This is a genomic window from Vibrio sp. HDW18, assembly GCF_011306175.1.
In the GTDB taxonomy this organism is placed as follows: Bacteria; Pseudomonadota; Gammaproteobacteria; order Enterobacterales; family Vibrionaceae; genus Vibrio; species Vibrio chanodichtyis.
In genome coordinates this window covers 728,179-746,028 of sequence record NZ_CP049913.1, presented here as the reverse complement: position 1 = coordinate 746,028, position 17,850 = coordinate 728,179, and the positions used below count along the sequence as shown (strand labels likewise).

Below are 17,850 nucleotides of genomic sequence, written 5' to 3'. Positions count from 1 at the left end.
GTTAATCGCTGTTCAAGTCTTGTATTGTTAGGCAATGAAAGAAAAATATTTTACTTGGAAAATGAGCAGTTTTGCATTGGCTATCCTGCTTATTTTGCCCATTCTCTCGATCTTCTATAGTGCATTTGGTAGCAGTGGTGAGGTTTTTGCTCATTTACTGGCGACGGTAATGCCAACTTATATTTTTAATACCTCAGTGTTAACGGTGGCGGTATTACTACTGACGCTATTGTTCGGGGTGCCTTGTGCTTGGCTAATTGCCATGTGTCAATTACCGGGTGAACGCTGGTTACAATCGGCGCTAGTGCTACCGTTAGCTATGCCTGCTTATATTATTGGTTATCTATTTACCGATTGGTTTGATTATGCAGGACCAGTTCAAATCGCTTTACGTGACTGGACGGGCTGGCAAGCTGGTAGCTATTGGTTTCCAAATATTCGTAGTTTAGGTGGGGCGAGTGTGGTGCTCGCTTTGGTTCTTTATCCTTACGTTTATTTACTTTGTCGGGCTGCATTCATGGAACAGAATGTCACGCTGCTTCAATCCGCCCGTTTGTTAAGGTGCACTCCGTGGCAAAGCTTCTGGCGCATATCATTACCATTAGCTCGTCCTGCTATTGCAGTAGGTTTATCTTTAGTTGCAATGGAAACGATTGGCGATTTTGGTACGGTAAGTTTATTTGCGGTCAATACGTTAACTACGGCTGTCTATGACACTTGGCTCGGTTATTCAAGTCTTAGTGCGGCAGCCAAAATTTCAGCGCTGATGTTAGTTGTGCTGTTATTGTTGCTTAGCAGTGAGCGTTACAGCCGTCGGCGACAAAAACTCTACCAAAACCAATTTAATAGTCATGATGAATATCGCTACACCTTAAAAGGTTGGCGTTTATGGGTAGCTTTAACTTGGTGCTGGGGACTGGTGGCCATCGCCTTTATTGTGCCGTTATTACAGTTGATTAGTTACAGTTGGACTTACTTTGCACAAAGTTGGACGGTGCAGTTTAGAGAATACGCTCTGAATAGTTTTATCGTTTCGATGAGTGCAGCAGTGATTGCAGTATTAGTGGCTTTGATTACCAATTTTTATGTCCGTTTACAAAATAACCGTTCCAGCGAGGTGCTGATGCGTCTTTCTTCGCTGGGCTATGCGGTGCCAGGAACTGTGTTAGCGATTGGTATTTTGGTGCCAGTCTTGGCGCTGGATCATCTGATCAATGATATTGCAAAACTGATGCAGTGGCAGCGTCCTGGGTTAATCTTCTCAGGGAGTTTGTTTGCGATTGTCTTTGCATTAGTGGTGCGCTTTTCTGCTGTTGCGATTGGTAGTATTGAAAGCAGTTTAAGTAAAATCTCTCCGTCCTTAGACATGGCGGCGCGTACCATGGGGTGTCATGCTAATCAAATGCTTATGCGAGTACATCTACCCCTGATTCGGCGTGGAGCTTTAATTGCGGGATTATTGGTTTTTATTGAGTCGATGAAGGAGTTGAATGCATCGATTCTATTGCGCCCGTTTAACTTTGAAACACTGGCAACTTATGTTTATAGCTACGCCTCCGATGAACGTTTAGAGCTGGCGGCGTTGCCAGCGATTTTGTTGGTGTTGGTGGGGCTGATCCCTCTGGTTATGGTTAACCGTTCTTTGGAGCAAAAGCACTGATGAGCTGTGCGTTATTGATTGAAAACCTGACTTGCCAATATGATTCGCAAACCGTATTGAAATCATTGTCACTACAAGTTAATCCGGGTGAAATCGTTTGTCTGCTGGGAGCGAGTGGTTGTGGCAAAACCACGTTATTAAAATCGATTGCAGGTCTTATACCTTTAGCGGCAGGACGACTGAGTCTTAATTGTGTGACGTTAGATGATGGTGAGCATTGGCTACCACCCGAACAGCGTAATATCGGGATGATTTTCCAAGATTATGCATTATTTCCTCATTTGACGGTGGCGCAAAATGTTTCTTTTGGCTTGAATAGTATGCCGGCGGTGCAAAAGCAGGCTAAAGTCAGCGAGATGCTCTCTCTGGTGCATCTGAATGATTTTGCTGAGCGCTATCCGCATCAGCTTTCGGGAGGACAGCAGCAGCGTGTCGCGATTGCTCGGGCTTTAGCCTATAAACCGGATTTATTACTGCTTGATGAGCCATTTTCAAATATTGATACTCAAGTCCGTCATGAGCTAATGATTGAAATCCGTAAAATCTTTAAACAGCAAGGGGTGACGGCCATTTTTGTCACGCACTCACGGGAAGAAGCATTTACTTTTGCTGATAAAATGGCAGTAATGAATCGCGGTGTCATTGAGCAGTTTGGTAGTGCGGTGGATCTTTACTATCAACCATCGAGTCAGTTTGTCGCTGATTTTCTTGGTGGGGGGAGCTATTTAGAGGCCAGACGGATCAGCGAAACCGAATACCAAACCCCAATTGGGATAGTTGAGGCGATAGCTCGTCAACCCATTGAGTTAGCGGCTACCTGTAAATTACTGCTGCGTCCGCAGCAGGTTCAGATCCACGCGGCACAAACTAGCCAAGTGACGGTAACTGAACTGCAATTTATGGGTGACCATTGTCGCTATCTAGTGGACGCCTATGGCACGCAATTGATCGCGACTTCATCACAAGCCTTAGGTGTCGGGCAGGCGGTCGAGGTGCATATCGATACTCAGGGAGTGCTCGCTTTCGCTTAATCTACGCTGGAAAAAAGCCCGGCCAAAAGACCGGGCAAGTGTCGTTCAGTACTGAGGGGACTTAACCTCAGCGATGAGAACCACTCAGTGATATCCACTTCCTACTTGAAGCTGTAGCGGTGTTGGCGACGTTCGTTCACCCCAATCACATCGTTTGCCTATGCTCATGGGGACTGACTCACTTGCCGCCTACCTGCAACTGCAAGTTGTTTGGGTATAGTTATAACTAGGCTTATTGGTTATAACGCCAAGAAGGCTTTCATCTGTTGAAGAACACGCTCTGCAGTGGGTTGATCGGCCATTTCGGCAAAAATACGCAGCAAAGGCTCAGTGCCAGAGAAACGGGCAATCACCCAGCCGCCATTTTTGAAATAGACTTTCGCCCCATCTTCGTAACTGACCTTGTCGATTGCAAACTCAAACTCAGGCAGTTTTTTCTCAATGTATACTTTACGATAGATCTCATCGCGCTGGGCCGGCTTAAATTTACAATCGCCTTCTGCAGTGTAGGCATAGCCGTAGCGAGCGTAGATCTCACTTAATAGCTCAGAGAGTTTTTTACCAGTGACGCTGATCATTTCAACCAATAGGCTTGAGGCAAACACGCCATCTTTCCCTTTAATATGACCACGGATGGTTAGACCGCCAGAGCTTTCACCGCCAATCAGTGAATCGTCCGCTTCCATCTGTGACGAGATGTGCTTAAAGCCGACTGGGACTTCAAAACACTGCTCACCATGATCGGCGGCGATTTTATCGAGTAAGTGCGTGGTGGCAATGTTACGGACGACCGAACCCTTCCAGCCTTTATACTCCAGTAGATAGTAGTAAAGCAGGATCAGCACTTCATTCGGATGAATAAAGTTGCCTTGCTCATCAATAATGCCTAATCGGTCAGCATCGCCATCGGTGCCAATCCCAAGATCATAACCTTCATGTTTCACCAAATGTTTTAAACGATACAAGGTGGCTGCACTGGGCGATGGCATTAGCCCTCCGAAATCGGGGTTTTTACCATCATTAATCACATCCACATCACAGCGGCCATTGATCAGTACCGTTTGCAACGCATTTTTAGCAACACCAAACATCGGGTCGATCAATACGCGCAGATTGGCTTGTTTGATCGCCTCAATATCAATCGCATTAATGATGCTATCGACGAATTCGTTCATCGGGTTGATGATCTTGATCTGCTTATCATTAACCGCTTGTTCAAAATCGATCCATTGGACATCTGGTTGGCTCATGGTCGCGATTTGCTGTTCAATCTTTTGCGTGATCACTTCATCGGCATCACGGCCACCGCGGATAAAGACTTTAATTCCATTGTAATCGGCTGGGTTATGCGAAGCGGTGATACAAGCTGAATACGCACAATCCATCTCCTTGGCTTTAAACATCACCACCGGTGTGGGCACAAATTTATCAATAAAACTCACCACAATACCGTTCGCGGCTAATACTTCGGCAAACCAGCGTCCGGCTTTATCGGATAAAAAGCGGCGGTCATAGCCAATCACGAAGCCTTGTGCTGCCACTTGTTCATGTTGAATAATGTTCGCCAAAGCTTGAGCCACCAAACGCACATTATCTTTGGTGAATTCCTCACCAATAAACGCCCGCCAGCCGCCAGTACCAAATTTAATCATTTTCTCTCCCTATTCCTTTTCCTGTTGTCATTGTCGGGGACAATGACAACGGGTTTGGATATAAAATGTTTAGGTATTAGAAAACGGGCGCTCAGCGAGTGCCCGAAAATCGGTTAACCCAGAATCACCACCACTTGATTGATGCTGCCTGCGGCTTGAACCGGCACAGCACCTTCAATCGCTTGGCCATTGAGCGTGATCGATTGCACACCTTTCGATACGCCGTGTGGGTTTTCCACTTTGATTTGGTAAGTTGCATCACGCCACTCACGAGTCACTTCAAAACCAGGCCATGAAGTTGAGATACAAGGATCAATTTCCAGTCCAGCAAAGCCCGCTTTGATACCTAACATGTAGTTGGTGACCGCGTGATACGCCCAGCCAGAAGTACCGGTTAACCACGGGTGGTTAGCGCGGCCATGATCTTGGTGATCGCGGCCCATAATGAACTGTACGTAAGAGTACGGTTCGGCAATCCGAGTCTCGATGATATCATTTTGGTTGTATGGGTTGAGTGCGTCATACAGTTCCATCGCACGATCACCACGCCCCAGTTTCGCTTCCGCTACCCACGCCCATGGGTTGGGATGCGAGAAGATCGCGCCGTTCTCTTTCACACCTTGGTAAACACGAGTCACGAAACCAATGTCATCATTTGGCGTTGCGAATGAAGGTGCATTCAGGTGTAGGCCGTATTTGGAGAACAGATATTGGTAGACCGCATCCATCGCTTTGATGCCGCGTTCATGGCTGACTGTGCCAGAGAGCACCGCCAATGAGTTAGACTCTAAGTGCACCTTACCTTCGACTTGATCAAAGGTACCGATTTTGTCGCCATTTTTGGTCAGGCCACGGATGTACCATTCACCTTGCTCATCCCATAAGTGAGTTTCACATGCATGACGCACACCGTCCGCCATTGCTTGATACTTGTCGGTGGCCGCTTGATCATTACGATAACGTGACAGCTCAAGAAACGCTTCTAATGCCCAGAAATGTAGGAACGAAACCATGGATGACTCACCGCCACCCAAGTTCAAGCAGTCATTCCAGTCCGCACGTAAGCCTTTACAAATCCCGGTTTGGCCAACGTATTCAGCCGAGAAGTCCAATGCGGCCATCATATGCTGATACACACTAGCGTTACCGCCATCGGCATAGGGGATCACTTCATCGATAAAGGCAAAATCACCGGTTTCTTTCACATAGCTGAGGATGGTCGGCACAATCCACAGGTGATCGTCAGAGCAGGTATCTTTGATGCCGTGGATCTTGTCGTCATCCGATGGGGTTGGTACCACGGTGGGGGATTTAGACGGTTTGACATCCGCTTTCGCCGGATCGAACCAATCTGGATCAAACAAGTGCAAACCGTAACCCGCTTTCACTTGACCGCGCAGTAGGTCAACCAAGCGTTTACGCGTCATGGTTGGGTTAGTGTGTGGGACAGAGATCGCATCTTGCGCGGTATCGCGGTAGCCAAGACCGGTACGGCCGCCCACCTCAATGAACGAGGCAAAGCGTGACCACACTACACAAGTTTCTGCTTGGTAGAGGGTCCAAGCGTTGATCATGGTATCCAGTCCTGGATTGGGTGATTTAACTTGGAACTTAGCACAGCGCTCATCCCAGTGGGCTTTAATACCAGCAAACGCCGCATCGACTTGGGTTAGGTCTTGGTATTTTTCACGCAGTTTCGCGCCATTACCTTTGCCGACCCCAAGGATCACCGCGAAGCGTACTTTTTCCCCCGGTTGCAGCACAAATTGCTTATGCAGTGCACCACAGTGGTTGTAGCAGGTTTGCGCGCTGTTAGAGCATCGACCTTGGGCAACCGCAATTGGGTTAGCTTCATCACGGTACATGCCAAGGAACTGGTCACGTTGACCGTCGTAGCTGTCAGCATCAAAGGTTGCGGTTAAGTAGTAGAAACCTAAGAAATCATCGGTGTTGTAATACAGATCATATTCGATCACGCCATCTTGGAACGAAGTGCCCGCAGAGTAGAGTGACATCTGGTGGTTTTGGTTATCCGATTTGATGTGGCTGAAAGAGAACTCAACGTAGTTAAACGCACTGATGGTACGCACTTCATTCGAGGTGTTTTCAATCACCACATCCCATACTTCGGCATCTTCACCTTTGGGGACGAACAGCGTTTTAGTCGCGTGGATCCCGTTGTAGTCACACTTGAATTTTGAGTATGACAAGCCGTGACGTACTTCGTATTTGGCTTGCTCAAGGCTTTTCGCCACTGGTTGCCAAGAGATTGACCAAAAATCACCGCTCGCATCATCACGCAGATACACGTAATGACCAGGGCGATCTTGGGTAAAGTTAGGGCGGAACTTCGTCACGCGATTGTACTCAGGCGAGTGGTAGAACGAATAACCTCCCGCGTTATGAGAAATCACAGTACAAAACTTTTCTGTACCGAGATAGTTAGTCCAAGGGGCGGGTACGTCAGGGCGAGTGATGACGTATTCGCGTTGTTCATTATCGAAATAACCGTATTTCATGGTGCTTTCCTTTTAAACTAGCTGCGTTGGGCAGCTAAAACCTATGCTAGTGAAAACTTATGCTGAGTAAAAATTTATGCTGAGTAAAAAAAGGGTTGATAAGCCCACGACAATTCGAGACAACTCACTGCGTCGTGGTCTTTGGTTATTCTTTCCAAGGTGCGCGATAAGTGATGTTTTGCTTATCGAGCAGCGGCAAATGCCCCTTTAGGCGCGCCAAATAATCTAACCAGTTACGTTGAGATTTTTCGGTCCAGCCCCCCTCGGCTAAAGCGGTTAAACGCGGGTAGAGCATATATTCCATCCGCTCTGGGTTATTGATCAGCTCACACCATAAAGCGCACTGGGTGCCGAGGATCCGTTTGCGTAGTGGATCATCGATTGCAACATCGGCCAGCGGTTCATAACCGTAAGCACGCTCTAGCGGTGTGACGCCAGCCCAATCCACGCCCGGCTCTTCTGGGGCGAAATCTTGGCTCATATCGAGATAAGTGAATTGCCCTGGTTGCAAGATCACATCAAAGCCAAGCTTGGCGCATTGCAAAGCGGCTTGCTCGGATAACCAAGCGTAAATGATGGTGTCTTTGCTGACTTTGTCGCCATGGTGGGCTTCTTCCCATCCGACCATGCGCTTACCCAAACTTTTCAGTTTCTGTTCGGCATAACGCAGCAGGTGGCCTTGGAGCTCTTTGGGATCGGTATAACCTTGCTGCTGCATTAACGCTTGGCATTTAGGGCTATCGAGCCACACACCGTTAGGGACTTCATCGGCACCAATGTGGATCAACGGACTTGGAAACAGCTCGGCGACTTCTTGCAACACAATATCTAAAAACTGATAAGTCCCCGGTAAAGCCGGCGAGAGCACGTTATCGGTGTAGTTTTGAATACTGCGATATTGCGAGCGATCTTCATCGTCGACCAACCATTCCGGCAGCGCTTTAATTGCGGCCCGGCAATGGCCAGGAATATCAATTTCAGGAATAACCGTGATACCGCGTTGCTCGGCATATTCGATTACTGAGCGGATCTCATCTTGGCTATAAAAACCGCCATGTCGTTCGGTCAGTAAACTGTATTGAGGTTCGAGCACTTCATTCATACCGCGCCATGCGCCGATAGCGGTTAATTGAGGCAGGCGTTTGATCTCAATGCGCCAGCCTTCATCATCAGTGAGGTGCCAGTGGAATACATTAAATTTGTAGTGTGCTAGTTGGTTGATCACTCGTTTCACTTGTTCTAACGAGTGAAAATGGCGTGCGCAATCGAGCATCATGCCGCGATATTTGAAACGTGGCGCATCGACGATTTTGACCAATGGGAAGCGTAAGTGGTCCGCTTGAGGCTGGGCCAGTTGTAATAAGGTGGCGCTGGCATGAATAAAGCCGCTATGGCTGCCTGCTTCAATGGTGATCCCTTGTGTATCAATCTGCAGTTGATAGTGACCGTCATCGAGAGTGGGATTGCTGCGATAAACAATATCACTGTGTCCAATCGCACTTAGGCCAACCCCATGTAAGTTTTGCAGTTCTTCAGCGAACCAGTGCGCGGCACGTTCAGCCAGATCGGAGTGCAAAGCGATCTGACTCGAACGGCTGATCACAAACTCGCCCTTAACCTGTTGCAGTGAGTTGGGTTTAGGGATCACGCACAGCTCGGCTGCGGTAACCGCAGGGATCTGGCTGCGCTCACGGTATGGAGAGGCGAGTACGATCGGGTTAACCACCACTTCGATGCGTTCTGCCGGTTGTCGGTCATTACGTTGTACGAAAGCGTGGGCGATACCATTGTCATAAAAATGATACGGCGCGGTTTTAATGATGAACTCACAATAAAAGTGACCATTGGCGGGCAGTACAGGCTCAGTGGGCACCAGTGAACATAAGCTGCCGACTTGGGTCAGTTGACCATGGGAGACGCTGGTTGGCTGAATATAGCGGTCAATCACAAAATGCAGTGACCAGTCATGCAGATCTTGATCGCTTAAATTGTGCAAGGTTAAGCCAAAACGACAATCTGGCTGTTGTTCGGAGAGCACCGCAAATTCAATTCGATAACTCATAAACCATCCTTATACAGGTTGTGCTCGGGTTTTCCGGCAAACATTAATCCACCTTCGATAGCATCCGCTTGGGGTGCGACTAGCCATTGTTGGACTGGTGGTGATAACCAATCATGCAGGCGTTCAGCAATGCTACCCATCAGGCAGATCTGCTCTGCACCTTTGCGATGCAGCGCGATAAGTAACATTTCGATATCCGCCGCCGTTTGCTTGAGTAGCTCGATCGCGAGCTCATCTCCGGCATACGCATGGCTGAAAATTTGTGGTGAAAACTGGGCATAATCGCAAGGTAGTGCGGTTTTGGACCAAGTGACGATCGCATCCAGATCATGTTGAAAATGGTCCATCACCACTTCACACAGTGGAGTGTGTGGGCGGATCTCATCTTGCGCGAGCAGCACCTGTTGGATGAGGCGCAGCCCCATTACAGCACCGCTGCCTTGATCTGAGATGGGAAACTCACGACCGCCGACCACATATGACTGACCATGTTTAAGCAGTAAGCCACATGATCCAGTACCTGCAATCATGATTGCTCCGTCATTGCCCAAATGTGCACCAAGGCAAGCGCCATAAGCATCCGTGTTTAGGGTCATTGACGCAAAAGGGTGGGCTTGTTGTATAAAAGCATGCCATGCGTTTTTTTGCTCTGCGCCAGCTAAGGCCAACCCAACATGCATGTTAGCGAATGCCTGCTCACTTAATCCGCCTTGTTGGGCCGCGAGGGTAATTGCATCGATCACTGCTTGCAGCGCCCGATCGACCCCTAATAAAATGTTGGCACTGCCACTTTTCGCTTCGCCGATCGATTGACCTTGCGCATCGCGGATCCTGGCTCGACAAGAGGTGCCACCACCATCAACTCCGACGTAGTAAGTCATTCGGCCACCTCCGCCGTGGTGAAGTGATCAAATTGAGACATGATTGCCAGTAAATACCAAGCACCATGCGGGATCCACTGTTCGCCCCAGCGCCAGTTTTGCAGCAGATCGTGTTTTTGCTCATAAGGGTTGAACGCAATATCGCGTGGATCATCAAATCCAGCGGTGATCCCGTTACATACCCCGCCTTTGGCATTGAAAAAGCCCAAGTGAGGCAGATAATCAGGATTATTGTGGCCATGACCATCAAGCATGCACATGTCATAAGGGTTAAGGCCAACAATCCAGTTCAGCGCATTTTGTGCCCAAACTTGCAGTGATTGGGCAACGCTCGGCGTCAAATGAGGCTGGGCGAGGTAAGCCATACTCGCCAGTGAGGCTAAGCGGGCATTTTCACCTTGCCACCAGTAACCACTCTCGTTGTCTTGTGCGATAAAAAAGCTGCTGCGTTTTGGGCTAGTCACGCCTTTCACGTACTGGCGTGGATAACCAAATGGGTTGGTCACTTGCGCGGTGATCGTCAGTTCAAATTGACAAGCTTGCTCGACTACGCGCTGCTGCTGGGCATAGTAAGCGGTATCAGTTTCGATATTGAGGTATTCACACAGGGCAATGACCGGTAGGCCCGCATCGGAAGGATGAAAATAAGGGCGAGCGCCATCACGAGTCGCCGACCAGTAGTGAGTTATTTGTTGATCACTGGTTTGACGCTGAGCCAAACGCTGTGCCCATTCACGAGCTTGCGTCAGGTATGCATGGTTGTCGGTGCTACGGTACAGCTCACAACAGGCGAGAAGTGCGCAATATTCATCAATAATGTTTTCTACTCTATCATCAAGATATTGGCTATTGTGCTGTTTAAGGTGCCAATAACCGGTTTCTGCCGCTTGTAAATATTGCGTTTGGCTAAACTCACCATGGGTGTCTAAGCGTGCTGCCGCGGCGAGCGCAGCAATCGCGATTCCGCCACCTTGACGAAATCCGGCTTGATAAGCGGCAGATTTATCGCCTTTTTGAGTCGCATAAGCGCAAATCTCTCGCTGTTTGGTGTCTTTGCTCCAGCGATCAAATACCGTCATATAGAAAAAGCCCGCCGAATCTTGCATTCGGAGCAAAAAGTCAGCGCCAAACAAGGCTTCATCGGTTAGGCGCGTGCGAGAAAATGGCGCAAAATCCGCGTGGTGTTGTAACACCGCTAGCCCTTTGAGCATGTTCCACACTACTATGGGTATTTGCTGTGGATTCAAATAGTTAGCGTAAGAAAGGTGACTGAGATACTTACTGACGTCACCGGAAGCATCGTACCAGCCGCCATGCACATCGGCAGTGGTTGATGTGCCGAGCAGCGGTACGTGCTTGTCTTGTTGATCAAACTGTCCTGAGCAGCGCTGCGACTTGAAATAGTGCAGCACATCGGAAAAGGTACGCTGCATCAGCACGCCTTGCTCAATGCTAAAGATGGCAGATTGAGTGTGCTCAAGGCGCAAATAGTAGTCGCCTGGAGTGGTAAAATCGGAAAAATCGATACGATGAAACTGTCCCTGATGCCAGCTATCCACGCTACCGTGCTGCTCGATAACAAGCGTGGCAACGGTTTGATGGCTACGAGCACAAACCAAAAGCACACAGTCATCCATTAACTGTGTTTGGCTACACAGCAAAACTGCTTGCTTGGCACCTTTGGTTTCATAGCCAATGTGGTTGGTCAGTAACTGCATTCATGTTCTCCACTGGATGGATGGAGCTGGCTCCTGGCAGGATCAGGAGCCAGCTCGGTGGTTATTTTTGAGCTTGTTATTTTTCGAACAGATAACAGCGTACAAAGTGGTTGTCAGAGAGCTGAGTTACTTCCGGTAGCGCTTCACGGCACTTCGCACTGGCGTGTAAGCAGCGTCCAGCGAAAGGACAGCCGACTGAATCTGGCGTCCAGAGCGGGATCTCACCTTTATTGCCTTCCAGTTTTTCATGGATGGATTTTTTCGGATCCGGTACGGCAGAAACCAACAGTTTGGTATAAGGATGCTGAGGATCGTGAATGATCGCATCGGTATCCCCCCATTCCACCATGTGTCCGACATACATCACCGCCAAGTCTTCCGCGATGTAACGTGCGGTGGCGATATCGTGAGTGATGTACAGCAGCGACATCTGCCGCTCAAACTTCATCTCTTCCATTAGGTTGAGAACGCCCGCTCGAATCGACACATCCAGCATTGAGGTTGGTTCGTCAGCCAGTACCACTTCTGCGCCTACCGCAATGTTACGTGCCAAGTTGACTCGCTGCCGTTGACCACCTGAGAGTTGGTGTGGGTATTTCGCTGCCGTTTCTTTTGGTGGGATAAGGCCCACTTGCTCCAGCAGTTCATAAACCCGCTCTTCTAGCTCTTTTTTATTGCCCGGTGTGACCTTTTTGTGGATCAGCAGGGGGCGAGCGATATGGTGGAAAATGGTATGGGTTGGGTTAAGCGAGCCAAATGGATCTTGCCATACCATCTGCACACCTTCGCGGTAGTGCATCAGGTCATCACGTGATGTGATGTCTTGAATGTCACGGCCTTTGTACTCAATGGTGCCCGAGGTTGGCGCGTACATCTTGGCGATCATTTTGGCAGTGGTCGATTTGCCTGAGCCTGACTCACCTACCACCGATAAACCGCGGCTTTTGTACATTTTGAATGACACGTCGTTAATCGCACGCATCATAGGTTGTTTGAGTGCGTTACTGTTGATCGGGAAATCTTTAACCAGATTTTTCCCCTCAACCAGTAATTCGCCAAATGATTTGCTCATAATTGTCTCCAGAAATTCTTTGCTACTGCTTAACCTTGCGCCTTAAGCTTTCATGGTCGCATTCGGTTGTGCGTAGAGATGGCAATTAGAAAAACGGCCATGCTCAATTTGACGCAGTGCGGTTGGTATCTTAGTGCAAGCCTCATGAACTCGGTCACAGCGAGCTTGGAAACGGCAACCTTGTGGAATTTCCAGCAGGTTGAGTGGGTTGCCAGGGATCCCTGTGAGCTTGGTTTTGGGTCCGGTTAACGGTGGGAAAGAGCTACCAAGACCTTTGGTGTAAGGATGGAAAGGGCTTTCCAGAATCTGTTTTGAAGGAGCAACTTCAATCAATTCACCTGAGTACATGATGCCGATGCGGTCAGAGAACTCGACCATCAGTGACAAGTCATGAGTAATAAATAAGATAGAGAAACCAAATTCTTCTTTTAACGCATATATTTTTTGCAGAATTTCACGCTGTACCACCACATCTAAAGCGGTGGTCGGCTCATCCATAATGATCATTTTCGGATTGAGCGCGAGAGCAATTGCAATCACCAAACGTTGTCGCATACCGCCCGAAAACTGGTGCGGATAGTCATTGAGTCGGCTGGGATGGATATCGACGATCTCTAACAGACCTTCTGCGCGCCGTTTTGCTTGTTCGCGTGTCATGTTGGTGTGACGCATGATCACATCGCAAAATTGCTCTTCCATGGTCAGCACTGGGTTGAGTGCATTCATTGCGCTTTGAAAAACCATCGACATTTCTTTCCAGCGGAAGGATTGCATCCGTTCATCGCTGTATTTGAGGATATCTTCACCGTTGAAGATCACCTCACCACCGGTGATAAATGCGGGCGGCTTATGCAGGCGCATCAGCGAGAAGGCGACGGTTGATTTACCACAGCCAGATTCACCAGCCAGACCAAACACTTCGCCTGGGGCTAAATCAAAGCTGACATTGTTACAGGCTCGTACATCACCGGCATCGGTAATGTAGTCGACGCATAAGTTGCGGATTGAGATTAATGGTGCAGTCATGATTATTGATCTCCGCTACAAAGTGCATTTTGTTGTGCTAGGTCTGGTTGACGGGCTTTTTGGTCTTGCTTAGCCAGATTTTTCCAACGCTTCATACCTTTGTGTGAACGCAATTGTGGGTTGGCAATTTCATCAACCGCAAAGTTGAGCAGTGCTAGGCCAGTGACCAGCAGGGTTAAAGAGATACAAGGAGCGAGCAGTTCCCACCAAGCGCCAATCAGCATCGACGATGAGGTTTGTACGTTGTAAAGCATGATGCCCCAACTGATGGTGTTTGGATCGCCCAGTCCTAAGAAGGAGATGGTGGCTTCCATCATGATTGCGTACATCACCGAGCCGATAAAGCTGGCGCCAACAATCGAAATTAGGTTAGGCAGAATTTCAACAAAGATAATGCGCCATGACGATTCGCCGAGTACTTCCGCGGCTTTTACGAACTCTTTCTCACGAATAGCCATGGTTTGTGATCGCACGACCCGTGCGCCCCATGCCCAGGAGGTACAGCCAATAATTAATGCAATGGTTAACGGCCCAGCCTCGCCGATAAAGGCGGCTAATACGAACAGCAGTGGGTATTGTGGGATCACCAGCATGATGTTCATTGCAGCGGTCAGGAAGTCATCGATTTTTCCGCCAAAATATCCAGCAGAAATGCCGATCACTGTGGCTAAGAAACAGACTGTGATCCCCGCACCGAAACCGACCGCGAGTGATACACGAGCCCCATAGGCGACTTGTGACCAAACATCGCGCCCCATGCGAGTGGTACCTAACACATGATCCGCTTTTTTAGATAATGCTAGCGTGCGACGATCGGTGGCTAAGTTTTCCGCCACCCAGCCATCAGGATTGGCTTGTGCAGCTTTGACCACAAATGCTGGGTACTCATGAGGATTACCGGTACGCTTATCTGGTGCATAAGAGGTGATAAGGGGTGCTGCTAACGCGATAAACAGGAACATGCTTAAAATGGTCACGCCAATCATCGCCATGCGGTTGCCGCGTAAGAGTTTCCAAAGTGCTTTCATGATTATTTACCTCCCTTGCGTAAGCGAGGGTCTAGAACAACGTATAACATGTCAGCCAGTAGGTTAAAGAACAGCATGAACAGGGTCATGATAAGTAGCTGGCCTTGTAAAACTTGATAGTCACGAGCAGTAATGGCGTTAAACAATACGGTGCCTAAGCCTGGGTAGTTAAAGATGATTTCAATAATCAACTGACCACCAATCGCCATACCGAGTGACATGGAAAGGGCGGTAACACTTGGCAGTAGCGCGTTACGTGCGGCGTAGTTGAATACCACGCGGTTTTCGCTTAAGCCCTTGCCTTTCGCCATGGTGATGTAGTCTTCCGCGAGCAGGTTAATCATGTTGTTACGCATGTTGACCAAGAAACCACCGATTTGCACGATTGAAGCACAGACCAATGGCAGTACCGCGTGATAGCCGACATCTTTAATAAATGCCCAGCTAGTCCAATCGGGTATGGTGCCTGGTGTGTAGGCGTAACCGGTCGGGAACCAGCGTAAACCTATCGCGAAGGTAAACATTGCCAGCATGGCGATAACCACTTGTGGCACGGCTTGAATAACCAAGGTACCTGGCGTGATGAAGGTGTCATAACTGCTGCCTCGTTTCCATGCGGCAAAGATACCGAGCACCGAACCGATAGAGAAAGAGATGATCACCGCCGTACCGGCGAGGAACAGCGACCAACCAAATGCACCACCCAGTAGCTCATTGACACTTAATGGGTAAAATTTGATGGAGGTACCCAGTTCCCAAGTCAAGATGCTTTTGATGTATGTCACATACTGAACATACCAAGGGCCATCAACAAAGCCTAAAAGCTGTTTCATGGCTTCGATGCGCTCAGGTGTCACTTGTGCTGTGGCATGAGCAAACATCATGGTTACCGGATCACCCGGCATGGCACGAGGAATAATAAAGTTTAATGTTGCTGCAACCAGCAACGCGGCAAAATAGAACGACAATCGTCTTAAAAAGTAACCCATAACTTACACCTTACTCACCCAGTTTTGTCCTGTCTCTGGTTTCAGGTCTCGCCCCTAGCGAATTTGAGAGCGAGAAATCCCCTGACGACGAGCGCCACATGTTTGCTTAACAACCAATTAGCTTAACAACCAAAGGGGATTTAGATAGGCGGCGCACAGCGTGCGCCGCAAGAAATGAACGTGTATTACTTAACTGGTTTCAGATCCAGTACATGCAGTAGACGCTCTGGGATACCAGCCCAAATGCTTGGACGGCCCTGTGGATTTTCTTCATTCCACCAGCCAGTAAAGCGAGTGGTGTTGTATTGGTACATCCACGCACCAGACATTACTGGTACAGTCACTTGATTTTCAGCAATGATCTTCTGAATACCATGTGCGATCGCTAGCTGCTCATTTTTGTCTGCAGTTTTGTAGAAACTGTCGAGCAAGCTGTCGAGTTTCTTATCTGCGAAGTAGTGCATCGCGAAACGAGGCATACCGTCACCAGATTGCAGAGCTGAGTTGTAGCCGCTATTCCAGTAAGTGTGTGGATCAGCACCGTGGAAGTAGTTGGTGTACGCCACATCGTAAGTACCATCCAGCATTGCTTGGTTATAAACCGCAAATTCTGGTGTACGAGCACGCGCTTTAATACCCACTTCTTGGAGCTGTTCAACGGCGAGTTGCACTGTATTGTTAAAGTCAGTCCAGCCGTTAGGTGATTGGATCAGCAGTTCGAAAGATTTGCCAGATGGAGTTTCTACGAAACCGTCACCATTGACATCTTTGAAGCCCGCTTTTGCTAACAGTTTCTTAGAGCCTTCAACGTCATAGGTGTTGAAGCCTTTGTATTTTTGGTGAATTGCTTCATCAGACCATGCTTCGAATGCATAGCCTAGACCTGATGCGAAGTCATTGACAGTACCGCTGCCGTAGAAGGCGATGTCAATGATGGTTTGACGGTCAAGCGCCATTGAGAACGCACGACGGAAGTCTACGTTAGTCAAGGCTTCTTTCTTCGCTGGATCTGGGTTTTTGAAGTTCACCATGAACGACTGAGTACCCGCTGCTGGATACCAGTAGTGGTGATTAGGATTCGCTGCCGCGTAAGTACGGTCGATATCTGGAACAAATGAAGAAGTCCAATCTAGCTCAGAGTTAACGATTTTGCCCAGTAATTGGTCGTTGTTTGCGATTTGTGGTACACGCAGACAGTCAACCTCTAGGTTAGTGTTATCCCAGTAGTTAGGGTTACGACATTGAATGTACAGTTGTGGGGTGAAGGTATCTATCACGGTGAAAGGACCAGTGCCTACTGGGTTTTCATTGGTGAAAGTGGTTGGATCTTTAACATCTTTCCATACGTGCTCAGCAACGATAGGGATTAATGAAATTTCATAAGGTACGTTAGAGTTAGCTTCAGACAGGCTAAAGCGCACTTGGTACTCGTTTACTTTCTCAACTTTAGTAACCCACTTGTTGATACCACGTTGATCCAGTTCAGGTTTTGCTTTCAACAGATTGAAAGAATACACCACATCGTCAGCGGTGAAGGCTTCACCATCAGACCACTTAACCCCTTTACGGATATCAAAGGTGACACTCATCAAGTCATCAGACATTTTTAAGTTTTCCGCTAAACGGAAGACTGGAGTGTTACCTTTCATTTCATTAAAGACCACCAGTGGCTCATAGATGAAATCTGTAGTGGTACGCAGGTTAGTCGCTAGGTACGGGTTAAAGTTACGTACCATTGTAGGGTAGAAATCTGGCACGATAGTTAGCTCACTACGAGCAAAGGCTGGAGCTGAAACACTGGTTGCTGCTGCGATTACTGCTGCGGCTAGTGCGGTTTTTTTAATATTGGCAAGCATAGCTGTTCCTTACTAGTTGCTTTCATTTCACTAATGGATGGAATGTTATCAATTGATAAACACTCTCCAAGACCTACCTCATGATGATGCCCCGTCGGAGGGAGGGGGTAAATGAGTGGCCTGTAGGCCTTTGGCAGGAGTAAGAAAACACCTTACCAAGAAATTTATCAATTCGATTTCCCGTTAAAAACGTCAAAAGCATTGCTTGTCACGTTACTAACGTCAATATGCCTTGTGGTGAGCGTTTTTTATGCAAAACTTGTTGGGTGATTCACGTCGCAAAAGCCAAATGGGTTACTGTTGTTAGTTAGTGATTACTTCCGTTGTATTCTCTTTAAATATTGGCATTTGAGTGT

12 protein-coding genes are annotated in these 17,850 nt (G+C 48.2%); 2 read left to right on the top strand and 10 right to left on the bottom strand.

The genetic code is table 11. The annotated features are described in order from the left end of the window. Positions 1-34 precede the first annotated feature (34 nt). Positions 35-1,660, top strand: coding sequence for an iron ABC transporter permease (locus G7083_RS03445; RefSeq protein ID WP_166013600.1), 1,626 nt, complete (start codon positions 35-37; stop codon positions 1,658-1,660). Beyond that, entirely contained in the window at positions 1,660-2,691 is a 1,032-nt protein-coding gene (locus G7083_RS03440; protein ID WP_166013599.1) for an ABC transporter ATP-binding protein, read from the top strand. The genes G7083_RS03445 and G7083_RS03440 overlap by 1 nt, the downstream gene beginning before the upstream one ends. A gap of 239 nt (positions 2,692-2,930) precedes the next feature. Here G7083_RS03440 and G7083_RS03435 read toward each other — a convergent pair whose 3' ends face one another. The 10 genes from G7083_RS03435 to G7083_RS03390 form a co-directional block, all read right to left on the bottom strand. Then, the gene (locus G7083_RS03435; protein ID WP_166013598.1) at positions 2,931-4,343 is read right to left on the bottom strand and encodes a phosphoglucomutase/phosphomannomutase family protein; all 1,413 of its coding nucleotides are present in this window, start codon (positions 4,341-4,343) and stop codon (positions 2,931-2,933) included. 113 nt (positions 4,344-4,456) lie between these two features. Beyond that, complete coding sequence (locus G7083_RS03430; protein WP_166013597.1) at positions 4,457-6,862, bottom strand: N,N'-diacetylchitobiose phosphorylase; 2,406 nt, start codon at positions 6,860-6,862, stop codon at positions 4,457-4,459. Positions 6,863-7,007: 145 nt separating this feature from the next. Then, positions 7,008-8,924, bottom strand: a complete 1,917-nt coding sequence (locus G7083_RS03425) for a family 20 glycosylhydrolase (protein WP_166013596.1) — start codon at positions 8,922-8,924, stop codon at positions 7,008-7,010. Next, positions 8,921-9,805, bottom strand: coding sequence for an N-acetylglucosamine kinase (locus G7083_RS03420; protein WP_166013595.1), 885 nt, complete (start codon positions 9,803-9,805; stop codon positions 8,921-8,923). Before G7083_RS03420 ends, G7083_RS03425 begins: the two co-directional genes overlap by 4 nt. Then, a complete protein-coding gene (locus G7083_RS03415) occupies positions 9,802-11,523 on the bottom strand; it encodes a glycoside hydrolase family 9 protein (RefSeq protein ID WP_166013594.1) in 1,722 nt (573 codons plus the stop codon). The genes G7083_RS03420 and G7083_RS03415 overlap by 4 nt, the downstream gene beginning before the upstream one ends. 76 nt (positions 11,524-11,599) lie before the next feature. Continuing rightward, a complete protein-coding gene (locus tag G7083_RS03410; protein WP_166013593.1) occupies positions 11,600-12,595 on the bottom strand; it encodes an ABC transporter ATP-binding protein in 996 nt (331 codons plus the stop codon). Positions 12,596-12,637: 42 nt separating this feature from the next. Then, positions 12,638-13,621 (bottom strand): ABC transporter ATP-binding protein, encoded by a 984-nt coding sequence (locus G7083_RS03405; protein ID WP_166013592.1) that lies wholly within the window; start codon positions 13,619-13,621, stop codon positions 12,638-12,640. A 2-nt stretch (positions 13,622-13,623) separates the two neighbouring features. Then, positions 13,624-14,649 (bottom strand): ABC transporter permease, encoded by a 1,026-nt coding sequence (locus tag G7083_RS03400; protein ID WP_166013591.1) that lies wholly within the window; start codon positions 14,647-14,649, stop codon positions 13,624-13,626. Between the two features lie 2 nt (positions 14,650-14,651). After that, positions 14,652-15,638, bottom strand: coding sequence for an ABC transporter permease (locus tag G7083_RS03395; protein ID WP_166013590.1), 987 nt, complete (start codon positions 15,636-15,638; stop codon positions 14,652-14,654). Between the two features lie 185 nt (positions 15,639-15,823). Next, entirely contained in the window at positions 15,824-17,494 is a 1,671-nt protein-coding gene (locus G7083_RS03390; protein WP_166013589.1) for an ABC transporter substrate-binding protein, read from the bottom strand. Positions 17,495-17,850: the final 356 nt, after the last annotated feature.